The following is a 17,321-nucleotide window of genomic DNA, read 5'->3' as shown; positions in this document are numbered from 1 at the left end:
TATGCACAGGCTAAAGCACGGCCTACTCCAGGCCGCCGGTTGGCTGTTCTACCTGAGTTTACTGATGGGCCTCGCCATGGCGTTGCCCGTGTCCACGTTCGACTCCGAGTCGAAGGACTTCATTTTCCTGATTGGCGCCGTGGGTATCTGGCGCTACTCGATGGGTGCCACTCACTTTGTGCGCGGCATGGTTTTTCTGTACATCGTCTACCCGTACCTGCGGCGCAAAGTGCGCAAGCTGGGCAAAGCGGCTGACCCGTCCCACGTGTTCCTGATGGTCACCAGTTTCCGCATTGATGCCCTGACCACCGCGCAGGTCTACAGCTCGGTGATCCGCGAAGCCATCGACTGCGGCCTGCCGACCACCGTGGTCTGCTCCATCGTGGAAATGTCCGATGAGCTGCTGGTCAAAAGCCTGTGGAACCGGATGAACCCGCCGGCCCGGGTGAAACTCGACTTCGTGCGCATTCCCGGCACCGGCAAGCGCGATGGCCTGGCCTACGGCTTCCGCGCCATCTCCCGGCACCTGCCGGATGATCGCGCCGTGGTCGCGGTGATCGATGGCGACACCGTGCTGGCCGAAGGCGTGGTGCTCAAGACCGTGCCGTGGTTCCAGATGTTCGGCAACGTCGGTGGCCTGACCACCAACGAATTCTGCGAAGTGCGCGGCGGCTACATCATGAGCGAATGGCACAAGCTGCGTTTCGCCCAGCGCCACATCAACATGTGCTCGATGGCCTTGTCCAAGCGCGTGCTGACCATGACCGGCCGCATGTCGGTGTTCCGCGCCACCGTGGTCACCAACCCGGACTTCATCGCCGACGTGGAAAGCGACTCGCTGCAACACTGGCGCCTGGGTCGCTTCAAGTTCCTTACCGGCGATGACAAGTCGAGCTGGTTCAGCCTGATGCGCCTGGGCTACGACACGTTCTACGTGCCCGACGCGGCGATCAACACCGTTGAACACCCGCCGGAAAAGAGCTTCATCAAGGCCAGTCGCAAACTGATGTTCCGCTGGTACGGCAACAACCTGCGGCAGAACTCCCGTGCCCTTGGCCTTGGGATCAAACGCCTCGGCGTGTTCACCTCGGTGGTGCTGTTCGACCAGCGCGTGTCGATGTGGACCTCGCTGCTGGGCCTGACCGTGGCATTGATTGCCAGCTTCAAGTACGGCACCGCGTTCATCCTGGTGTACCTGCTGTGGATCGGCATCACCCGGTTCATCCTGACCTTGTTGCTGTCGTGCTCCGGACACCGGATCGGCCCGGCCTACCCGGCGATTCTCTATTACAACCAGATCGTCGGCGCGCTGGTGAAGATCTACGTGTTCTTCCGCCTCGACCAACAGTCCTGGACCCGCCAACCCACGTCTCTGACCCGTGATCTCGCCAGCTTTCAACGTTGGTTCAACACCTGGTCGTCTCGGACCATGACCTTCTCTGCCGGCAGCATTTTTGTCGCCGTGCTGCTGTTGATGGTCTGACCGAACTCGCCTGAATTAACTAGGAAAACGCCCCCTATGAATACCGCCGTCAACGCCAACGTAGTGCATGAATCCGAAGCCCAGCGCCAACACGCCCGCGTGAAAATCCCGGCCAAGCTGCGTTTCTTCGGCCCTGACCGGACACCGGTCGAAGCCCGGGTGATCGACCTGTCCGCCGGTGGCCTGGCGTTCAACGCCGGTCAATTGCCGCTGAAGATCGGTGACGTGTACAAGGCCCGCCTGCAATTCCTCATCGACAACCTCGGCCTGGCCATGGACGTCGAATTGCAGGTTCGCTCCTTCGACCGCCAGACCGGACGCGCCGGCTGCCAGTTCCAGAACCTGGAACCACGGGACATCTCGACCCTGCGCCACCTGATCACTTCGCACCTGGCTGGCGACATCGTCAGCGTGGGGGAAATGCTGGCGACCCTGCAGCGCGACAACTTCACCAAGGCGCGCAAGATGAAGGACGGCGGCCACGGCATGACCGCGTTCGGCCGCCTGAAAGCCGTGACCTTCAGCCTGGGGATCTTCGTTGTCGGCCTGGCTGCATTCGGTTTCATTTTCAAATCGGTGTACGGCATGTACTTCGTCAGCCACGCCCAGGCCGGTCTGGTCAGCGTGCCGGGCGTGAACATCACCATGCCCCGCGACGGCACCGTGCAGAGCCTGGTGAAAGCCGACGGCGTGGCCGCCAAGGGCGCACCGCTGGCAAGCTTCAGCACCAGCATGCTCGACGTGCTCAAGGGCCATCTGGACGAAGACCAACTGGCCCCGGCCAAGGTCGCAGAACTGTTCGGCAAGCAGATGACCGGCACCCTGACCTCGCCTTGCGACTGCACCGTGGCCCAGCAAATGGTCGCCAACGGTCAGTACGCCAGCAAGGGCGACGTGATCTTCCAACTGGTCCCGCGTAACAGCGAAGCCAATGTTGAAGCGCGCTTCTCCTATCGCCAGTTCGGCGACGTGCGTCCGGGTACTTCGGTGCGCTTCCAGGTCGCCGGCGAGGACAAGAGCCGCACCGGCAAGATCGTCAGCAGCACCAGCCTGAAAAGCGCCGATCTGTCTTCGGACATCCGCGTGCTGATCCAGCCGGACGAAACCCTGGACAGCTCCCTCGCCGGCCGCCCGGTGGAAGTGAACAGCGACCGTGGCCCGAACCTGAACTGGCTGGTCGACAAAGCCATGGCTGTCGGTCTTTAAGTCGAGGACATGCCTGTGACTATCACAAAAATCTCGAACACACCGCAATCCCTGTGGGAGCGAGCCTGCTCGCGATGGGATCGCCGCGGTTTGTCTGAAGAACCGAGTCGCCTGCATCGCGAGCAGGCTCACTCCTACATGGGAACACTGTGTGCCGTTGCATTGGCGGTCAGCCTGGCCGGTTGCGCCGGCCTGCCCGACCAACGCCTGGCCAACGAAGCGCTCAAACGTGGCGATACCGCCACCGCCGCGCAGAATTACCGGCAATTGGCAGACCTGGGCTACAGCGAAGCGCAGGTCGGCCTGGCCGATATCCAGGTCGACAGCCATGACCCGGCGCAGATGAAACAGGCCGAGGCGACTTACCGCGCCGCGGCCAGCGTTTCGCCGCGCGCCCAGGCACGCCTCGGTCGTCTGCTGGTGGCCAAGCCCGGTTCCACCGAAGCGGAACAACACGAAGCCGAAACCCTGTTGAAAAAAGCCGCTGCGGCAGGCGAAGGCAACACGCTGATCCCGTTGGCGATGCTGTACCTGCAATACCCGCACAGCTTCCCCAACGTGAACGCTCAGCAGCAGATCAGCCAATGGCGCGCCGAAGGCAAGCCGGAAGCAGGTCTGGCGCAGGTGCTGCTCTATCGCACTCAGGGCACCTACGACCAGCATCTGGATGACGTGGAAAAAATCTGCAAGGCCGCGCTCAACATCAGCGATATCTGCTACGTCGAACTGGCCACGGTCTATCAGAAACAGGCCAAGCCAGAGCAACAGGCCGAGCTGATCAAGCAGATGCAAGCCGCGCACGCCCAAGACACCGTTTCGGCGCAGCGCGTCGACAGCGTCGCCCGCGTGCTCGCCGATGCGTCCCTGGGCAAGACCGACGAGAAAACCGCGCAGTCGCTGCTTGAACCGATCGCACCGGGCTACCCGGCGTCGTGGGTCAGCCTCGCACAATTGCTCTACGACTTCCCGGAACTCGGCGACGTCGACCAGATGATGAAGTACCTGGACAACGGCCGCGCCGCCGACCAGCCCCGCGCCGAGCTGTTGCTGGGCAAGCTCTACTTCGAAGGCAAACTGGTGCCGGCCGACGCCAAGGTCGCCGAAGCACACTTCCAGAAAGCCGTCGGCCGTGAAGTCGCCGCCGATTACTACCTCGGCCAGATCTATCGCCGTGGCTACCTGGGCAAGGTCTATCCGCAGAAGGCCCTCGACCATCTGTTGACCGCTGCGCGAAACGGCCAGAACAGCGCCGACTTCGCCATCGCCCAACTGTTTTCCCAAGGCAAGGGCACCAAGCCTGATCCGCTGAACGCCTACGTCTTCAGCCAATTGGCCCTGGCCCAGAACACTCCGCAAGCCACCGAGCTTGCGCAAACAATCCAAACGCAATTGCCGCCCGACCGGTTGGCCGAAGCCCAACGCCTGTTGAAACAAGAACAGGCCGTGCGCGGTGCCCTGAGCCCGAACACGCCGGAACTGCACACCCTGCAAGAAGAAGTCAGCGAGGAATCGAAATGAAGTTAAATCCATTCATGAAGGCCGGCATCGGTCTGACATTCGCGCTGATCTGGTCTTGCCCGACGCTCGCTGCGATGACTGAAACCAAGAACTTCGGCCTGGACGTGAAAATCACCGGCCAGTCCGAAGACGACCGTGACCTCGGCACCGCGCCCGGCGGCGACGTCAACGGCGTCGGCCTGGACCTGCGTCCGTGGGTCTACGGCGAAAGCGGCGCGTGGAGCGCCTACGCCATGGGGCAGGCGGTGACGTCCACCGACATCATCGAGACCGACACCCTGCAACAATCCGATGGCGCCGAAAACACCGCCAACAATGATCGCCAGACCAAGAAGAACTACCTGGCCATGCGTGAGTTCTGGGTCGGCTACAGCGGCTTCACGCCCTACCCTGGCGAGATCCTGAAGTTCGGTCGCCAGCGCCTGCGCAACGACGACGGCCAATGGCGCGACACCAACATCGAAGCGCTGAACTGGACCTTCGACACCACCCTGCTGCGCGCCAACGTCGGTATCGCCGAACGTTTCAGCGAGTACCGCACCGACCTCAAGGAGCTGTCACCGCAAGACAAGGATCGCCTGCACGCCTACGCCGATGCCGCGTACCAGTGGACACCGGGCAACTGGGTCGGCATTCGTGGTCATCACACCCATGACAACGGCAAGCTCGACTACCCGGAGCCGGGTGTACCGACGGATTCGCTGGACAAGAAACAGAACGGCGACATCAGCTGGCTCGGCCTCACCGCCGACAGCGACGCCTACAACTGGCGCAATACCAATACCGTCAATTACTGGGGCAGCATCACCGGCATGAGCGGCGACATCGACAAGGTCAACCCGCTGAACGCCGATGGCACGCCGCCGACTGAAGCCAAGCGCGGTGAAAACCTCAACGGCTGGGCCACCGATGTCGGTGTGCGTTTGCGCCTCGATCCGCAATGGCAAGTCGGTGCCGCCTATGCCCGCGCCAGCGCCGATTACGAACAGAACGGTCTGGAAAGCAACCGCTCGAACTACACTGGCACCCGCTCGCGCGTACACCGTTTCGGCGAAGCGTTCCGTGGCGAAATGAACAACATGCAGAGCGCCACCCTGTTCGGTTCGTGGATGCTCAACGACGAATACGACGCCAGCCTGATCTACCACAAGTTCTGGCGCGTCGACGGCAACAAGCCGGTCGGCAGCAATGGCATCAACGCCGTCGAGAACAACACCGACGATGTGACCGGCGCGATCCTCTCCAGCACTTCGCTGCCGCTGAACGATGGCGAGAAAGACCTCGGTCAGGAAATGGACCTGGTGGTGACCAAGTACTTCAAGCAAGGCTTGTTGCCGGCGTCGATGAGTCAGGCGATCGATGAACCTTCGGCCCTGGTGCGCTTCCGTGGTGGCGTGTTCAAGCCGGGCGATGCGTACGGCAAGGAAGTCGATTCGTACATGCACCGCGCGTTCATCGACGTGATCTGGCGCTTCTGATGCACATTGCGAAGGGAGTCTCCCAGATGAATCATCCAGCCCGAAAAGGCTCGATCAGCCTGTTGGCCGGCGCGATGCTGCTGGCCAGCACGACTGCCTTCGCCAATGTGGAGCCGGCCAAGCCGGCAACCGTGGCCAAGGAACTGCAACAGGCCAAGACCTATACCGTCAGCAGCGCACCGACCGCGCCGCTGGAACTGGCCAAGCCGAAACTGCCGGACGTTTCCGGCTACACAGCCGAGGCTATCGCCGCGAAAATCGTGCGCAGCAAGGCCGGCAAAATCAGCGTGCGCCGGATGATGCAGGAAGACGCCCTCAAGGACTTCATCGGTGGCGACAACAAGATGGCCGAGTGGGTGGTGCGTCAGCACGGCATCCCCCAGGCGATCTTCGTCGACGACGGCTACATGAACCTCAAGGACCTGGCGAAGAAGGTCCCCAAGCAGTACTTCAGCGAAACCTCGCCGGGTGTGTTCCTGGCGAAGTTGCCGATCGTGGTCGGTCGTCACGGCATCCTGGAAATCGACAAGCAGACCCAGGAACTGCGCCTGTCCCAGGAGGCCGGTGCGTTCCTGGTCAACGACGGCCAGCTGTTCGTTCGCGATACCAAAATCACTGGCTGGCGCGAGAAGGACAACGGCCCGGCGACGTTCAACTCGCCGAAAGAATTCCGTCCGTTCCTGCTGTCCTGGGGCGGCACCGAGACCTACATCGCCAACAGCAAGATCGCCAGCTTCGGCTACGCCAACAGTAAGTCCTACGGCGTGAGTATTTCCCAGTACACGCCGAACATGGCCAAGGTGCTCAAGCGTCCCGAGCCGACCGGCTGGATCGTCGGCTCCGAATTCTCGGACATGTGGTACGGCTTCTACTGCTACGAAACCCGCGACTTCGTGGTCAAGGGCAACACCTACAAAGACAACATCGTCTACGGCATCGACCCACACGACCGTTCCCACGGTCTGATCATTGCCGACAACACGGTGTTTGGTACGAAGAAGAAGCACGGGATCATTATTTCCCGAGAGGTCAACGACAGCTTCATCTTCAATAACCGCAGCTACGACAACAAGTTGTCAGGCCTGGTGATCGACCGGAACAGCGTCAACAACCTGATCGCCCACAACGAGATCTACCAGAACCACACCGACGGCATCACTCTCTATGAGAGTGCCGACAACCTGCTGTGGGGCAACCGTGTGTTGAGCAACCGCCGCCACGGCATCCGCATTCGTAACAGCGTGAACATTCGCCTGTACGAAAACGTCGCCATGGCCAATGGCCTGACCGGTGTCTACGGGCACATCAAGGACCTGAGCAACACCGACCGTGACATCAAGCTCGACCCGTTCGACGCCCAAGTGTCGCTGATCGTGGTCGGCGGTGAGCTGGCGGCCAACGGCAGCGGCCCGCTGTCCATCGACTCGCCGTTGAGTGTCGAGTTGTATCGCGTGTCCATGCTCGCACCGACCAAATCCAGCGGCATCAGCTTCACCGGCATTCTTGGCGAGCGCCAGGATGAAATTCTCGACCTGCTGGTGCGCCAGCAGAAAGCCGTGCTGATCGACCCCGTCGAACGCCAGACCGAAATGCGGGACTGAGGACAATCTTATGCACCCACACTTGATCAAATTACTCAGCCTGTCGGCCCTGACCGCCGGCATTCTCGCGGCCAGCGGCGGCGCGCGTGCCGACGAGGTCCAGGCACCGAAGTTCACCGCCGAACCCTGCTGCAGCCTGTGTCCTGCCGCCCACGATCCGAAGAACTACACCACCCGTTATCAGCAGAACTTCACCACGCTGGTACAGGCCCAGGGTGACTGGCTGTTCCGTACGCAAGAAGACTTGCGCACCGAATTCGACACCACGCCCGCCGGCTACAAACGCATGAAACAACTGCACGATGCGTTCAAGAGCAAAGGCGTGGAACTGGTTGTCGTGTACCAGCCGACCCGTGGTCTGGTGAACCGCAACAAGCTCAACCCGGCGGAGAAAGCCAGCTACGACTTCGACAAGGCGCTGAGGAACTACAAGTCCATGCTCGGTCGTTTCGCGCAGATGGGCTACGTCGTTCCGGACCTGTCGCCGCTGACCAACGAGTCGTTGCCCGACACCCTGCCCGCCCACGATTTCTACTTCCGCGGCGACCAGCACTGGACGCCGTACGGTGCCCAGCGCACGGCGAAAATCGTCGCCGAGAAGGTCAAGCAATTGCCTGAATTCGCCGACATTCCCAAGCGCGAATTCGAGACCAAAAAATCGGGTCGCATGGGCAAGACCGGAACATTGCACAACATGGCCGGTCAACTCTGTGGCACCAGCTACGCGATCCAGTACATGGATCAGTTCACCACCGAGCCGAAGGGCGAAGCGGGCGATGGCGACTTGTTCGGCGAGTCCGGTAACCCGCAAATCACCCTCGTGGGGACCTCCCACAGTGGCAAGAACTACAACTTCGCCGGTTTCCTCGAAGAGGCCATCGGCGCCGACATCCTCAACGTAGCGTTCCCCGGCGGCGGCCTGGAAGGTTCGATGCTGCAGTACCTGGGCAGCGACGAATTCCAGAAGAACCCACCGAAGATTCTCATCTGGGAATTCTCGCCGCTGTACCGCCTCGACCAGGAAACCATCTACCGCCAGATGATGGCGCTGCTGGACAACGGTTGCGAAGGCAAGGATGCGCAGATGGCCGGCAGCGCCACGCTCAAGCCGGGCAAAAACGAATTGATGGTCAACAGCAAGAACCTGGACCTGCGCAACGGTAGCCACCAGGTCGACATCCGCTTCGCCGACACGTCGGTGAAAACCTTGCAAGCCACCCTCTGGTACATGAACGGTCGCCACGAGGACATCAAGATCGACAAACCGGAAACCTCCGAAACTGACGGGCGTTTCGCCTTCGAGTTGCGCACGGACGAAGACTGGGCCTCGCAGAACCTGCTGGCCGTCGAAGTCCAGGGCCCGGAACAAGCGGGTGCCGCGCCACAGAAAGTCGAAGCGAAAATCTGCAAACGCAACGTATTCCCGGGCGCCGAACAGCGTACTGCTTCGGTCGGGCAATGAGGTCTGCCATGCGCAATCCGAAATTTTCAACACTGTTGGCACCGACGCTCTTGAGCCTGGCGATGTTCGCCGGGGCCACGCAAGCGGCTGCGCCACTGCGTCCACCCCAGGGCTATTTTGCGCCTGTGGATAAATTCAAGACGGGCGACAAGAGCGAAGGCTGCGATGCGATGCCGACGCCGTACACCGGCTCGTTGCAATTTCGCAGCAAGTACGAAGGTTCGGACAAAGCCCGCGCGACCCTGAACAAGCAGTCGGAAAAAGCCTTCCGCGAAAGCACCGCCGACATCACCAGGATCGAGCGCGGCACCAGCAAGCGCGTGATGCAGTTCATGCGTGACGGTCGCCCGGAACAGCTGGAATGCACGTTGAACTGGCTGACGACCTGGGCCCAGGCCGATGCCTTGATGTCCAAGGACTTCAACCACACCGGCAAATCGATGCGCAAATGGGCGCTGGGCAGCATGGCTTCGGCGTATATCCGCCTGAAGTTTTCCGACTCTCACCCGCTGGCCACCCATCAACAGGAAGCCCGGTTGATCGAAGCCTGGTTCAGCAAGATGGCCGACCAGGTGGTCAGCGACTGGGACAACCTGCCGCTCGAGCAGACCAACAACCACTCGTACTGGGCCGCCTGGTCGGTGATGGCCACTTCCGTCGCCACCAACCGTCGCGACCTGTTCGACTGGGCCGTGAAGGAATACAAGGTCGGCGCCAACCAGATCGACGCCGATGGCTACCTGCCCAACGAACTCAAGCGTCAGCAACGGGCCCTGGCCTACCACAACTACGCCCTGCCGCCACTGGCGATGATCGCCAGTTTCGCCCAGGTCAACGGCGTGGACTTGCGCCAGGAAAACAATGGCGCACTCAAACGCCTGGGTGACCGGGTACTGGCCGGGGTGAAAGACCCGGATGAGTTCGAGGAAAAGAACGGCAAGGAACAGGACATGACCGACCTGAAAGAGGACATGAAATTCGCCTGGCTCGAACCGTTCTGCTCGCTCTACGTCTGTACGCCGGACGTGCTGGAGAAGAAGCACAAGATGCAACCGTTCAAGAACTTCCGCCTCGGCGGTGACCTGACCAAGGTCTACGACCCGGCCAATGAAAAGGGCAAGGGTTCCTAGGACAAACACAGATCCCTGTAGGAGCGAGCCTGCTCGCGAAGCGGTGTATCAGTCGACATCAACGTTGAATGTCAGACCGCAATCGCGAGCAGGCTCACTCCTACAGGTTCAGTGTCGAGTTTGAGATTTGTGAGTTAGCCCCCCGGATTTCCGTGGGGGGTTTGGGGGGGCCGTTGGCCCTTGACTGTTGGTTCAAACAAGGAGAGACCGGGATGGTTTTTTCATCCAACGTGTTCCTGTTTTTGTTCTTGCCGATCTTCCTCGGCTTGTACTACCTGAGCGGGCAACGCTATCGCAATCTGCTGCTGCTGATTGCCAGTTACGTGTTCTACGCCTGGTGGCGTGTGGACTTCCTCGCACTGTTCGCCGGCGTCACGCTGTGGAACTACTGGATCGGCCTGAAAGTCGGGGCCGCCGGGGTCAGGACCAAACCGGCGCAGCGCTGGCTGCTGCTCGGCGTGGCCGTCGACCTGTGCATTCTCGGCTACTTCAAGTACGCCAACTTCGGCGTCGACAGCATAAACGCGATGATGACGTCGGTGGGCCTTTCGCCCTTCATCCTGACCCACGTGCTGCTGCCGATCGGTATCTCGTTCTACATCTTCGAGTCCATCAGCTACATCATCGACGTCTACCGTGGCGACACTCCGGCGACCCGCAACCTGATCGACTTCGCGGCGTTCGTGGCGATCTTCCCACACTTGATCGCCGGCCCCGTATTGCGTTTCCGCGACCTGGCCGATCAGTTCAACAACCGCACCCACACCCTCGACAAGTTCTCCGAGGGCTGCACGCGGTTCATGCAGGGTTTCATCAAGAAAGTCTTCATCGCCGATACCCTGGCGGTGGTGGCCGACCATTGCTTCGCCCTGCAAAACCCGACCACGGGCGATGCCTGGCTCGGCGCCCTGGCGTACACCGCGCAGTTGTATTTCGACTTCTCCGGTTACAGCGACATGGCCATCGGCCTGGGCCTGATGATGGGTTTCCGCTTCATGGAAAACTTCAAGCAGCCGTATGTCAGCCAGTCGATCACCGAGTTCTGGCGGCGCTGGCACATCAGCCTGTCGACCTGGCTGCGTGACTATCTGTACATCACCCTCGGCGGTAACCGTAAGGGCACGCTGATGACCTATCGCAACCTGTTCCTGACCATGTTGCTTGGTGGTCTGTGGCACGGCGCGAACATCACCTACATCGTCTGGGGTGCGTGGCACGGCATGTGGCTGGCGATCGAGAAAGCCATCGGCCTGAACACCTCGCCACGCAGCTTCAACCCGATCCGCTGGGCACTGACCTTCCTGCTGGTGGTGATGGGCTGGGTGATCTTCCGCGCGGAAAACCTGCACGTTGCCGGGCGCATGTATGGCGCGATGTTCAGCTTCGGCGACTGGTCGCTGTCGGAACTCAACCAGGCCAGCCTCACCGGTCTGCAAGTAGCAACGCTGATCGTGGCCTACGTGACCCTGGCGTTCTTCGGCTTGCGGGATTTCTACACCAATCAGCCTCCGGTCAAGACCAAGCCAGTCGTGAACGTCGACGCCGACGGCCCGGCCGCTGCAACACCGGGAACGATCAAGGCCGTGCCTGGGGATAACCCGGCGAGCATCCATCAGCCTGGCTACACCGTCGGCGTTGAAGCCCAGGTGCAGCCGGCCTACTGGACCGCTGACTGGTCGCGCTATGTGATGCGCGCCCTGGTGCTGCTGCTGTTCATTGCCTCGATTCTCAAACTCTCGGCGCAAAGCTTCTCGCCGTTCCTTTACTTCCAGTTCTGAGGGATCTGACCATGACCCGCTCATTACGCATCTTCTACATCGCGCTGTTCCTGGTGACCCTGCTGGTGCTCGGTCTGTGGTCGGTGCGCAGCTTCTTCGGCTTCAGCACCAACGCCGATGCGACAGTGCTCAACGGTCGCTGGACCAAGGCTGTGGAAACGCACTACGACGACGAGTTCCCGATCAAGCGCCTGGGCACCAACCTCTGGGCCGCGCTGGATTTCAAACTGTTCAACGAAGGTCGTCCGGGCGTGGTGCTCGGTCGCGACCAGTGGTTGTACAGCGATGAAGAATTCCACCCGGTGGTCAACGAAGAGCTGAACCTGCAAGGCAACTACGCGCTGGTCGAAGGCGTGCGCCAAACGCTGAAAGCCAAAGGCGTGCAACTGGTGATGGCGGTGGTGCCGGCCAAGGTGCGCCTGTACCCGGAACACCTGGGTGAAGTGAAACCGGCGAGCATCCACGCCAACCTCTACAAGGACTTCCACCAGCGCCTGGCCGCCGCCCGGATTCCGGCCCCTGACCTGCTTGGCCCACTGCAACAGGCCAAGCAGGATGGCCAGCAAGTGTTCCTGCGCACCGACACCCACTGGACGCCGCAAGGCGCCGAGATCGCCGCCAACCGTCTGGCCAGGACCATTGCCGACAAGTACCCGCTGAGCGGCGAACCGCAGCGCTTCGTCACTGAACCGGCGGAGACCATCACCCACAAGGGCGACCTGCGTCTGTTCCTGCCACTGGACCCGCTGTTCGAAAACCTGATGCCTAAGCAGGAGCAATTGCAAAAGCGCAATACGGTCGCGGCGCAAGATCAGCCAGCCGGCGACGACGCGCTGTTCGCCAACAACGAAGTGCCGGTGGCCCTGATCGGCACCAGCTACAGCGCCAACCCCAGCTGGAATTTTGTGGGTGCGCTCAAGCAAGCACTGAACAGCGACGTGGTCAATTACGCCGAAGACGGTCACGGCCCGATTCTGCCGATGCTCAGCTACCTCAAGAGCGATGCCTTCAAGAACAGCCCGCCACAGGTGCTGATCTGGGAGTTCCCTGAACGATATCTGCCTGTGAATAACGAAATCGGCGACGCCGACCCGCAGTGGGTCGCAGAGCTTAAACAAGCCGGCGCCCGCCAACAAAACGTAGCTGCAAACACTAAATCCGAGACGCCCGACCGGGCGCAAAACTGAAAGAGAGGTACACCATGACTTTCACTACAACTCCTCGTCGTCTCGCTAAAAGCTTTGCCCTGGTTGCCGGCCTCAGCGTGCTGTCGGTACAGGCTTTCGCCGCTGGCGACGCCGCCCTGTACGGCCCGGTCGCGCCGAAAGGCTCGACCTTCGTGCGCATCTACAACGCCAGCAACGCCGAAGTCAGCGCCACCGTCGGCAGCACCAACCTGAGCGATGTCGCGCCACTGTCGAGCACTGACTTCAGCTTCATGCCGGGCGGCGACTACAGCGCCAAGGTCGGTAGCCAGAACCTGCCGGTGAAACTGGCCGGCGACCACTATTACACCCTGGTCAACAACGCCAGCGGCGCACCGCAACTGATCGAAGAGCCGCCGTTCAAGAACAAACAGAAGTCCCTGGTACGTGTGCAAAACCTCAGCGACAAGGCGCTGACCCTGAAGACCGCCGACGGCAAGACCGACGTGGTTCCGAACGTTGCGCCCAAGGGTCGCGGCGAGCGTGAAATCAACCCGGTGAAGGTCAGCCTGGCCTTGTACGACGGCACCACCAAAGTCGGCGACGTGAAACCGGTCGCCCTGGAACGCGGTGAAGCCGCGGTGCTGTACGTCACCGGCAGCGGCAGCAGCCTGTCGCCGGTCTGGGTGAAACGCCCGGTGTCGACGCGCTAACAAATTATCCGGACTGGCGCATGTCCCCCCTGTAGGAGCGAGCCTGCTCGCGAAAAACGTCAGGGCAACGCGTTTAGCCAGACAGAACGCGTTTTCGTTGACGTCCATCGCGAGCAAGCTCGCTCCTACAAAGGCCAGCCGGACACGGAACAAAAACAAGAGTGAAACGACAGAACGCAGTAGCTCTAACCAATCGATATTCAAGGAGTAACAACATGATTCCGGTGATCTTGTCAGGTGGTAGTGGCTCACGTCTTTGGCCGCTTTCCCGCAAACAATTCCCTAAGCAGTTCCTGGCCCTGACGGGCGAACACACCCTGTTCCAGCAAACCCTGGAACGCCTCGTGTTCGAAGGCATGGACACGCCGATCGTGGTCTGCAACAAGGACCACCGCTTCATCGTCAACGAGCAATTGGCAGCGCGCAAACTGGAATCCCAGCGCATCCTGATGGAGCCGTTCGGTCGCAACACTGCGCCGGCCGTGGCCCTGACCGCGATGATGCTGGTCAATGAAGGTCGCGACGAGCTGATGCTGGTGCTGCCGGCCGACCACGTACTGGAAGACCAGAAAGCCCTGCAACGCGCCCTGGCCCTGGCCACTGTTGCCGCCGAAAACGGTGAAATGGTGCTGTTCGGTGTGCCGGCCACCAAGCCGGAAACCGGTTATGGCTACATCAAGTCGACCAACGACTCGCTGCTGCCTGAAGGCGTCAGCCGCGTCTCGCACTTCGTCGAAAAACCCGACGTGAAGCGCGCCACCGAGTTCGTCCAGTCCGGCGGTTACTTCTGGAACAGCGGCATGTTCCTGTTCCGCGCCAGCCGCTTCCTCGAAGAGTTGAAAAAGCACGATCCGGACATCTACGACACCTGCCTGCTGACCCTGGAACGCAGCCATCAGGATGCCGACACCATCACCTTCGACGAAGCCACCTTCGCCTGCTGCCCGGACAATTCCATCGACTACTCGGTGATGGAAAAAACCCAACGCGCCTGCGTCGTGCCGCTGACCGCTGGCTGGAGCGATGTCGGCTGCTGGTCGTCGCTGTGGGAGGTCAATGAAAAGGACGCCAACGGCAACGTCACCAAAGGCGACGTGGTGATCCAGGACAGCAAAAACTGCATGATCCACGGCAACGGCAAACTGGTGTCGGTGATCGGCCTGGAAAACATCGTCGTGGTCGAAACCAAGGACGCCATGATGATCGCCCACAAGGACAAGGTCCAAGGCGTGAAGCAGATGGTCAATACCCTCAACGAACAGGGCCGCACTGAAACCCAGAACCACTGCGAGGTCTACCGTCCGTGGGGCTCCTACGACTCGGTGGACATGGGCGGTCGTTTCCAGGTCAAGCACATCTCGGTCAAGCCGGGCGCTTGCCTGTCGCTGCAGATGCACCACCACCGCGCCGAGCACTGGATCGTGGTCAGCGGCACCGCCGAGGTGACCTGTGACGAGAACGTGTTCCTGCTGACCGAGAACCAGTCGACCTACATTCCGATCGCTTCGGTTCACCGTTTGCGCAACCCCGGCAAGATTCCGTTGGAGATCATCGAAGTTCAATCGGGCAGCTACCTGGGCGAAGACGATATCGAGCGGTTTGAAGATATCTACGGGCGCTCGACGCCGGTTGAGCGTGGCGTGTCGGTGAAAACCATCGCGCAGTAAGCATCTGTAAACTTAAGCCCCCGCTCAACTCGCTGCGTTCCCTATCCGCAGCGGGTTGGCCGGGGGATTTTTTTGCACTGAGTTTTTTAGTGCCTTGGCTGGCCCCTTCGCGAGCAGGCTCGCTCCTACAGTTGACCGAGTTCTACCTGGAGAAACGCAATCAAATGTGGGAGCGAGCCTGCTCGCGATGAGGCCATCACAGGCTCCACAAAAATCTCCCCCATCGCCAACCCCACCTACGCTTAGGTAGGATGACCCTCTCTACTCCCGAGATTTCACGTCATGTTCATCGGCGTCCTGCTGGTCATCACCTGGCTGGTCCTGTTGCTGCGCTATCCGGCCAAGGCCTTGCCCGTATCCGTGGCCGCCGCCGTGGGGCTGGGCATCGTCGCCACCTGGGTCATCTGGATGGACCACCGCGAGCTCAAGCAACTGCAACGCCTGGAGTTGCGCATCAGTTACGCGCCTCAACAATGCCCCGCCGACCGCCCGTTGCAATTGACCCTGAACAACGGCAATGACGTGCCGCTCACTGAGTTGCGCTGGCGGGTCACGGCTTATGCACCGGGCGATACGGTGAACCTGGCCGACAATCAATACACCGCCCCGCGCTATCGTGGCCCCGGGGAACTGCAGGCCGGTGGCAACTGGGAAGATTGCTTGCCGATGCCACCACTGCGCCCCGGCTACCGTCCGGAAACCCTGGAGTTTCGCGCCGAGCGATTGCAGGGTAGTTTTTCCGACTGACCCCTCCCCCATTTTTTGCACAAGGAATGCGCCATGCCCGTTGCGTTGATTACCGGTTGCTCCAGCGGCATTGGCCGTGCCCTTGCCGACGCATTCAAGGTCGCCGGCTATGAAGTCTGGGCCAGTGCGCGCAAGGCTGAAGATGTCGCCATGCTGAGTGCTGCCGGATTTACCGCCGTGCAACTGGACGTAAACGACGGTGTTGCCCTTGAGCAGTTGAGCGACCGCATCAACCAGGAGCGTGGTGGTCTCGACGTGCTGATCAACAACGCCGGTTATGGCGCCATGGGACCGCTGCTCGATGGCGGCGTGCCGGCCATGCAACGCCAGTTCGAAACCAATGTGTTCGCCATCGTCGGCGTCACTCGCGCAATGTTTCCCGTGCTGCGTCGGACCAAAGGACTGGTCGTGAATATCGGTAGCGTTTCCGGGGTGTTGGTCACACCATTCGCCGGTGCCTACTGCGCCTCGAAAGCCGCCGTGCATGCCTTGAGCGATGCCTTGCGCATGGAACTGGCGCCGTTCGGCGTACGGGTCATGGAAGTCCAGCCGGGGGCCATCGCTTCCAGCTTCGCCAGGAATGCCGGGCACGAAGCCGAGCAACTGATCAGCGAACAATCCCCATGGTTTCCGCTGCGCGAAGGTATACGCGCCCGGGCCAAAGCCTCTCAGGACAACCCGACCCCGGCCAATGAATTCGCCGCCGGCTTGCTCAAGGCCGTGCAGCAGGACAAGCCACCGCGACTGATTCGCCTGGGCAATGGCAGTCGTGCGTTGCCGCTGCTCGCCGGGTTGTTGCCCAAGGGGCTGCTGGAATCAGGGCTGATGAAGCGGTTCGGGTTGCGTGGGCAGCTCTGAGACCGATTCGGTCGAGCGCGACCCCGGCCCATCGCGAGCAGGCTCACTCCTACATTGAAATGCGTTTCCCTGTAGGAGCGAGCCTGCTCGCGATGGCGCCAGAACAGACACTGCAAATTTTCAGGAATGACTTCCATGACCGACTACACCGAGTACTTCGACGAAGTGATCCAGGCCCACGTGGCCATCGAACAATGGCTGGCCGAAGAGCGCGACGCATCCGAGCTCGAAAAACTGCTAATGCGCTTTTCGCCGCAGTTCTCCATGGTCTCGCCGCTCGGTCGGGTGCTGGATTTTGACGCGCTGAGCGAATTGTTCACGCTGGCGGGCGGCAAGAAGCTCGGGTTTCGCATCGAGCTGAGCGAGTTACGCGGCATTGCGCTGCACGACGGCGGCGCAACCGTGAGTTACCGCGAGCAACAGACCGATGCGACCGGGCTGCACTCGGATCGGCGCTCGACTGTGGTGTTCGAGAAGGTGGAAGGCAGAATTCTTTGGCGGCATCTGCAAGAGACCTTCTGCTGAACACGACGAC

14 protein-coding genes are annotated in these 17,321 nt (G+C 61.0%); all 14 read left to right on the top strand.

The window, feature by feature from the left end; translation table 11 throughout:
* Position 1: 1 nt before the first annotated feature.
* The 14 genes from alg8 to ACM6J5_RS22730 all read left to right on the top strand — a co-directional run bounded on the left by alg8 (position 2) and on the right by ACM6J5_RS22730 (position 17,311).
* On the top strand, positions 2-1,483 hold the full coding sequence (gene alg8, locus ACM6J5_RS22795; protein WP_414929392.1) for a mannuronan synthase: 1,482 nt from the start codon (positions 2-4) through the stop codon (positions 1,481-1,483).
* Positions 1,484-1,519: 36 nt separating this feature from the next.
* Positions 1,520-2,689 (top strand): alginate biosynthesis protein Alg44, encoded by a 1,170-nt coding sequence (locus tag ACM6J5_RS22790; protein WP_095943514.1) that lies wholly within the window; start codon positions 1,520-1,522, stop codon positions 2,687-2,689.
* Positions 2,690-2,698: 9 nt separating this feature from the next.
* A complete protein-coding gene (algK, locus tag ACM6J5_RS22785) occupies positions 2,699-4,207 on the top strand; it encodes an alginate biosynthesis TPR repeat lipoprotein AlgK (RefSeq protein WP_414929391.1) in 1,509 nt (502 codons plus the stop codon).
* Positions 4,204-5,685 (top strand): alginate export family protein, encoded by a 1,482-nt coding sequence (locus ACM6J5_RS22780; protein ID WP_095943512.1) that lies wholly within the window; start codon positions 4,204-4,206, stop codon positions 5,683-5,685. Before algK ends, ACM6J5_RS22780 begins: the two co-directional genes overlap by 4 nt.
* A gap of 26 nt (positions 5,686-5,711) precedes the next feature.
* Positions 5,712-7,286 carry a mannuronan 5-epimerase AlgG gene (algG, locus tag ACM6J5_RS22775; protein ID WP_150672412.1) on the top strand — a complete coding sequence of 525 codons (1,575 nt, stop codon included), beginning with the start codon at positions 5,712-5,714 and terminating at the stop codon, positions 7,284-7,286.
* A gap of 10 nt (positions 7,287-7,296) precedes the next feature.
* Positions 7,297-8,748 (top strand): alginate O-acetyltransferase, encoded by a 1,452-nt coding sequence (locus ACM6J5_RS22770; RefSeq protein ID WP_414929390.1) that lies wholly within the window; start codon positions 7,297-7,299, stop codon positions 8,746-8,748.
* Positions 8,749-8,756: 8 nt separating this feature from the next.
* On the top strand, positions 8,757-9,878 hold the full coding sequence (locus ACM6J5_RS22765) for a mannuronate-specific alginate lyase (RefSeq protein WP_095943509.1): 1,122 nt from the start codon (positions 8,757-8,759) through the stop codon (positions 9,876-9,878).
* A gap of 212 nt (positions 9,879-10,090) precedes the next feature.
* The gene (locus ACM6J5_RS22760) at positions 10,091-11,656 is read left to right on the top strand and encodes an MBOAT family O-acyltransferase (RefSeq protein ID WP_095943508.1); all 1,566 of its coding nucleotides are present in this window, start codon (positions 10,091-10,093) and stop codon (positions 11,654-11,656) included.
* Between the two features lie 11 nt (positions 11,657-11,667).
* Entirely contained in the window at positions 11,668-12,843 is a 1,176-nt protein-coding gene (locus ACM6J5_RS22755; protein ID WP_095943507.1) for an alginate O-acetyltransferase, read from the top strand.
* A gap of 14 nt (positions 12,844-12,857) precedes the next feature.
* On the top strand, positions 12,858-13,514 hold the full coding sequence (locus tag ACM6J5_RS22750; RefSeq protein ID WP_095943506.1) for an alginate O-acetyltransferase AlgF: 657 nt from the start codon (positions 12,858-12,860) through the stop codon (positions 13,512-13,514).
* A gap of 215 nt (positions 13,515-13,729) precedes the next feature.
* The gene (locus tag ACM6J5_RS22745; protein WP_095943505.1) at positions 13,730-15,181 is read left to right on the top strand and encodes a mannose-1-phosphate guanylyltransferase/mannose-6-phosphate isomerase; all 1,452 of its coding nucleotides are present in this window, start codon (positions 13,730-13,732) and stop codon (positions 15,179-15,181) included.
* Between the two features lie 282 nt (positions 15,182-15,463).
* On the top strand, positions 15,464-15,928 hold the full coding sequence (locus tag ACM6J5_RS22740) for a multidrug transporter (RefSeq protein ID WP_095943504.1): 465 nt from the start codon (positions 15,464-15,466) through the stop codon (positions 15,926-15,928).
* A gap of 33 nt (positions 15,929-15,961) precedes the next feature.
* Positions 15,962-16,786, top strand: a complete 825-nt coding sequence (locus ACM6J5_RS22735) for an SDR family oxidoreductase (RefSeq protein WP_095943503.1) — start codon at positions 15,962-15,964, stop codon at positions 16,784-16,786.
* Between the two features lie 135 nt (positions 16,787-16,921).
* Positions 16,922-17,311, top strand: coding sequence for a DUF4440 domain-containing protein (locus ACM6J5_RS22730; RefSeq protein WP_095943502.1), 390 nt, complete (start codon positions 16,922-16,924; stop codon positions 17,309-17,311).
* The last annotated feature ends 10 nt before the right edge of the window (positions 17,312-17,321 follow it).

Origin of the sequence: Pseudomonas sp. IT-P74 (assembly GCF_949768175.1) — a bacterium.
Classification (GTDB): Bacteria; Pseudomonadota; Gammaproteobacteria; order Pseudomonadales; family Pseudomonadaceae; genus Aquipseudomonas.
The sequence above is the reverse complement of the archived record's forward strand: the minus strand, read 5'-3'. Positions and strand labels throughout refer to the sequence as shown.

Coding starts and splice junctions, on each gene's coding strand:
- ACM6J5_RS22745 (WP_095943505.1), top strand. CDS start 13,730: ATGATTCCGGTGATCTTGTCAGGTGGTAGTGGCTCACGTCTTTGGCCG.
- ACM6J5_RS22740 (WP_095943504.1), top strand. CDS start 15,464: ATGTTCATCGGCGTCCTGCTGGTCATCACCTGGCTGGTCCTGTTGCTG.
- ACM6J5_RS22770 (WP_414929390.1), top strand. CDS start 7,297: ATGCACCCACACTTGATCAAATTACTCAGCCTGTCGGCCCTGACCGCC.
- alg8 (WP_414929392.1), top strand. CDS start 2: ATGCACAGGCTAAAGCACGGCCTACTCCAGGCCGCCGGTTGGCTGTTC.
- ACM6J5_RS22765 (WP_095943509.1), top strand. CDS start 8,757: ATGCGCAATCCGAAATTTTCAACACTGTTGGCACCGACGCTCTTGAGC.
- ACM6J5_RS22750 (WP_095943506.1), top strand. CDS start 12,858: ATGACTTTCACTACAACTCCTCGTCGTCTCGCTAAAAGCTTTGCCCTG.
- ACM6J5_RS22730 (WP_095943502.1), top strand. CDS start 16,922: ATGACCGACTACACCGAGTACTTCGACGAAGTGATCCAGGCCCACGTG.
- ACM6J5_RS22760 (WP_095943508.1), top strand. CDS start 10,091: ATGGTTTTTTCATCCAACGTGTTCCTGTTTTTGTTCTTGCCGATCTTC.
- ACM6J5_RS22735 (WP_095943503.1), top strand. CDS start 15,962: ATGCCCGTTGCGTTGATTACCGGTTGCTCCAGCGGCATTGGCCGTGCC.
- ACM6J5_RS22755 (WP_095943507.1), top strand. CDS start 11,668: ATGACCCGCTCATTACGCATCTTCTACATCGCGCTGTTCCTGGTGACC.
- ACM6J5_RS22780 (WP_095943512.1), top strand. CDS start 4,204: ATGAAGTTAAATCCATTCATGAAGGCCGGCATCGGTCTGACATTCGCG.
- algK (WP_414929391.1), top strand. CDS start 2,699: ATGCCTGTGACTATCACAAAAATCTCGAACACACCGCAATCCCTGTGG.
- ACM6J5_RS22790 (WP_095943514.1), top strand. CDS start 1,520: ATGAATACCGCCGTCAACGCCAACGTAGTGCATGAATCCGAAGCCCAG.
- algG (WP_150672412.1), top strand. CDS start 5,712: ATGAATCATCCAGCCCGAAAAGGCTCGATCAGCCTGTTGGCCGGCGCG.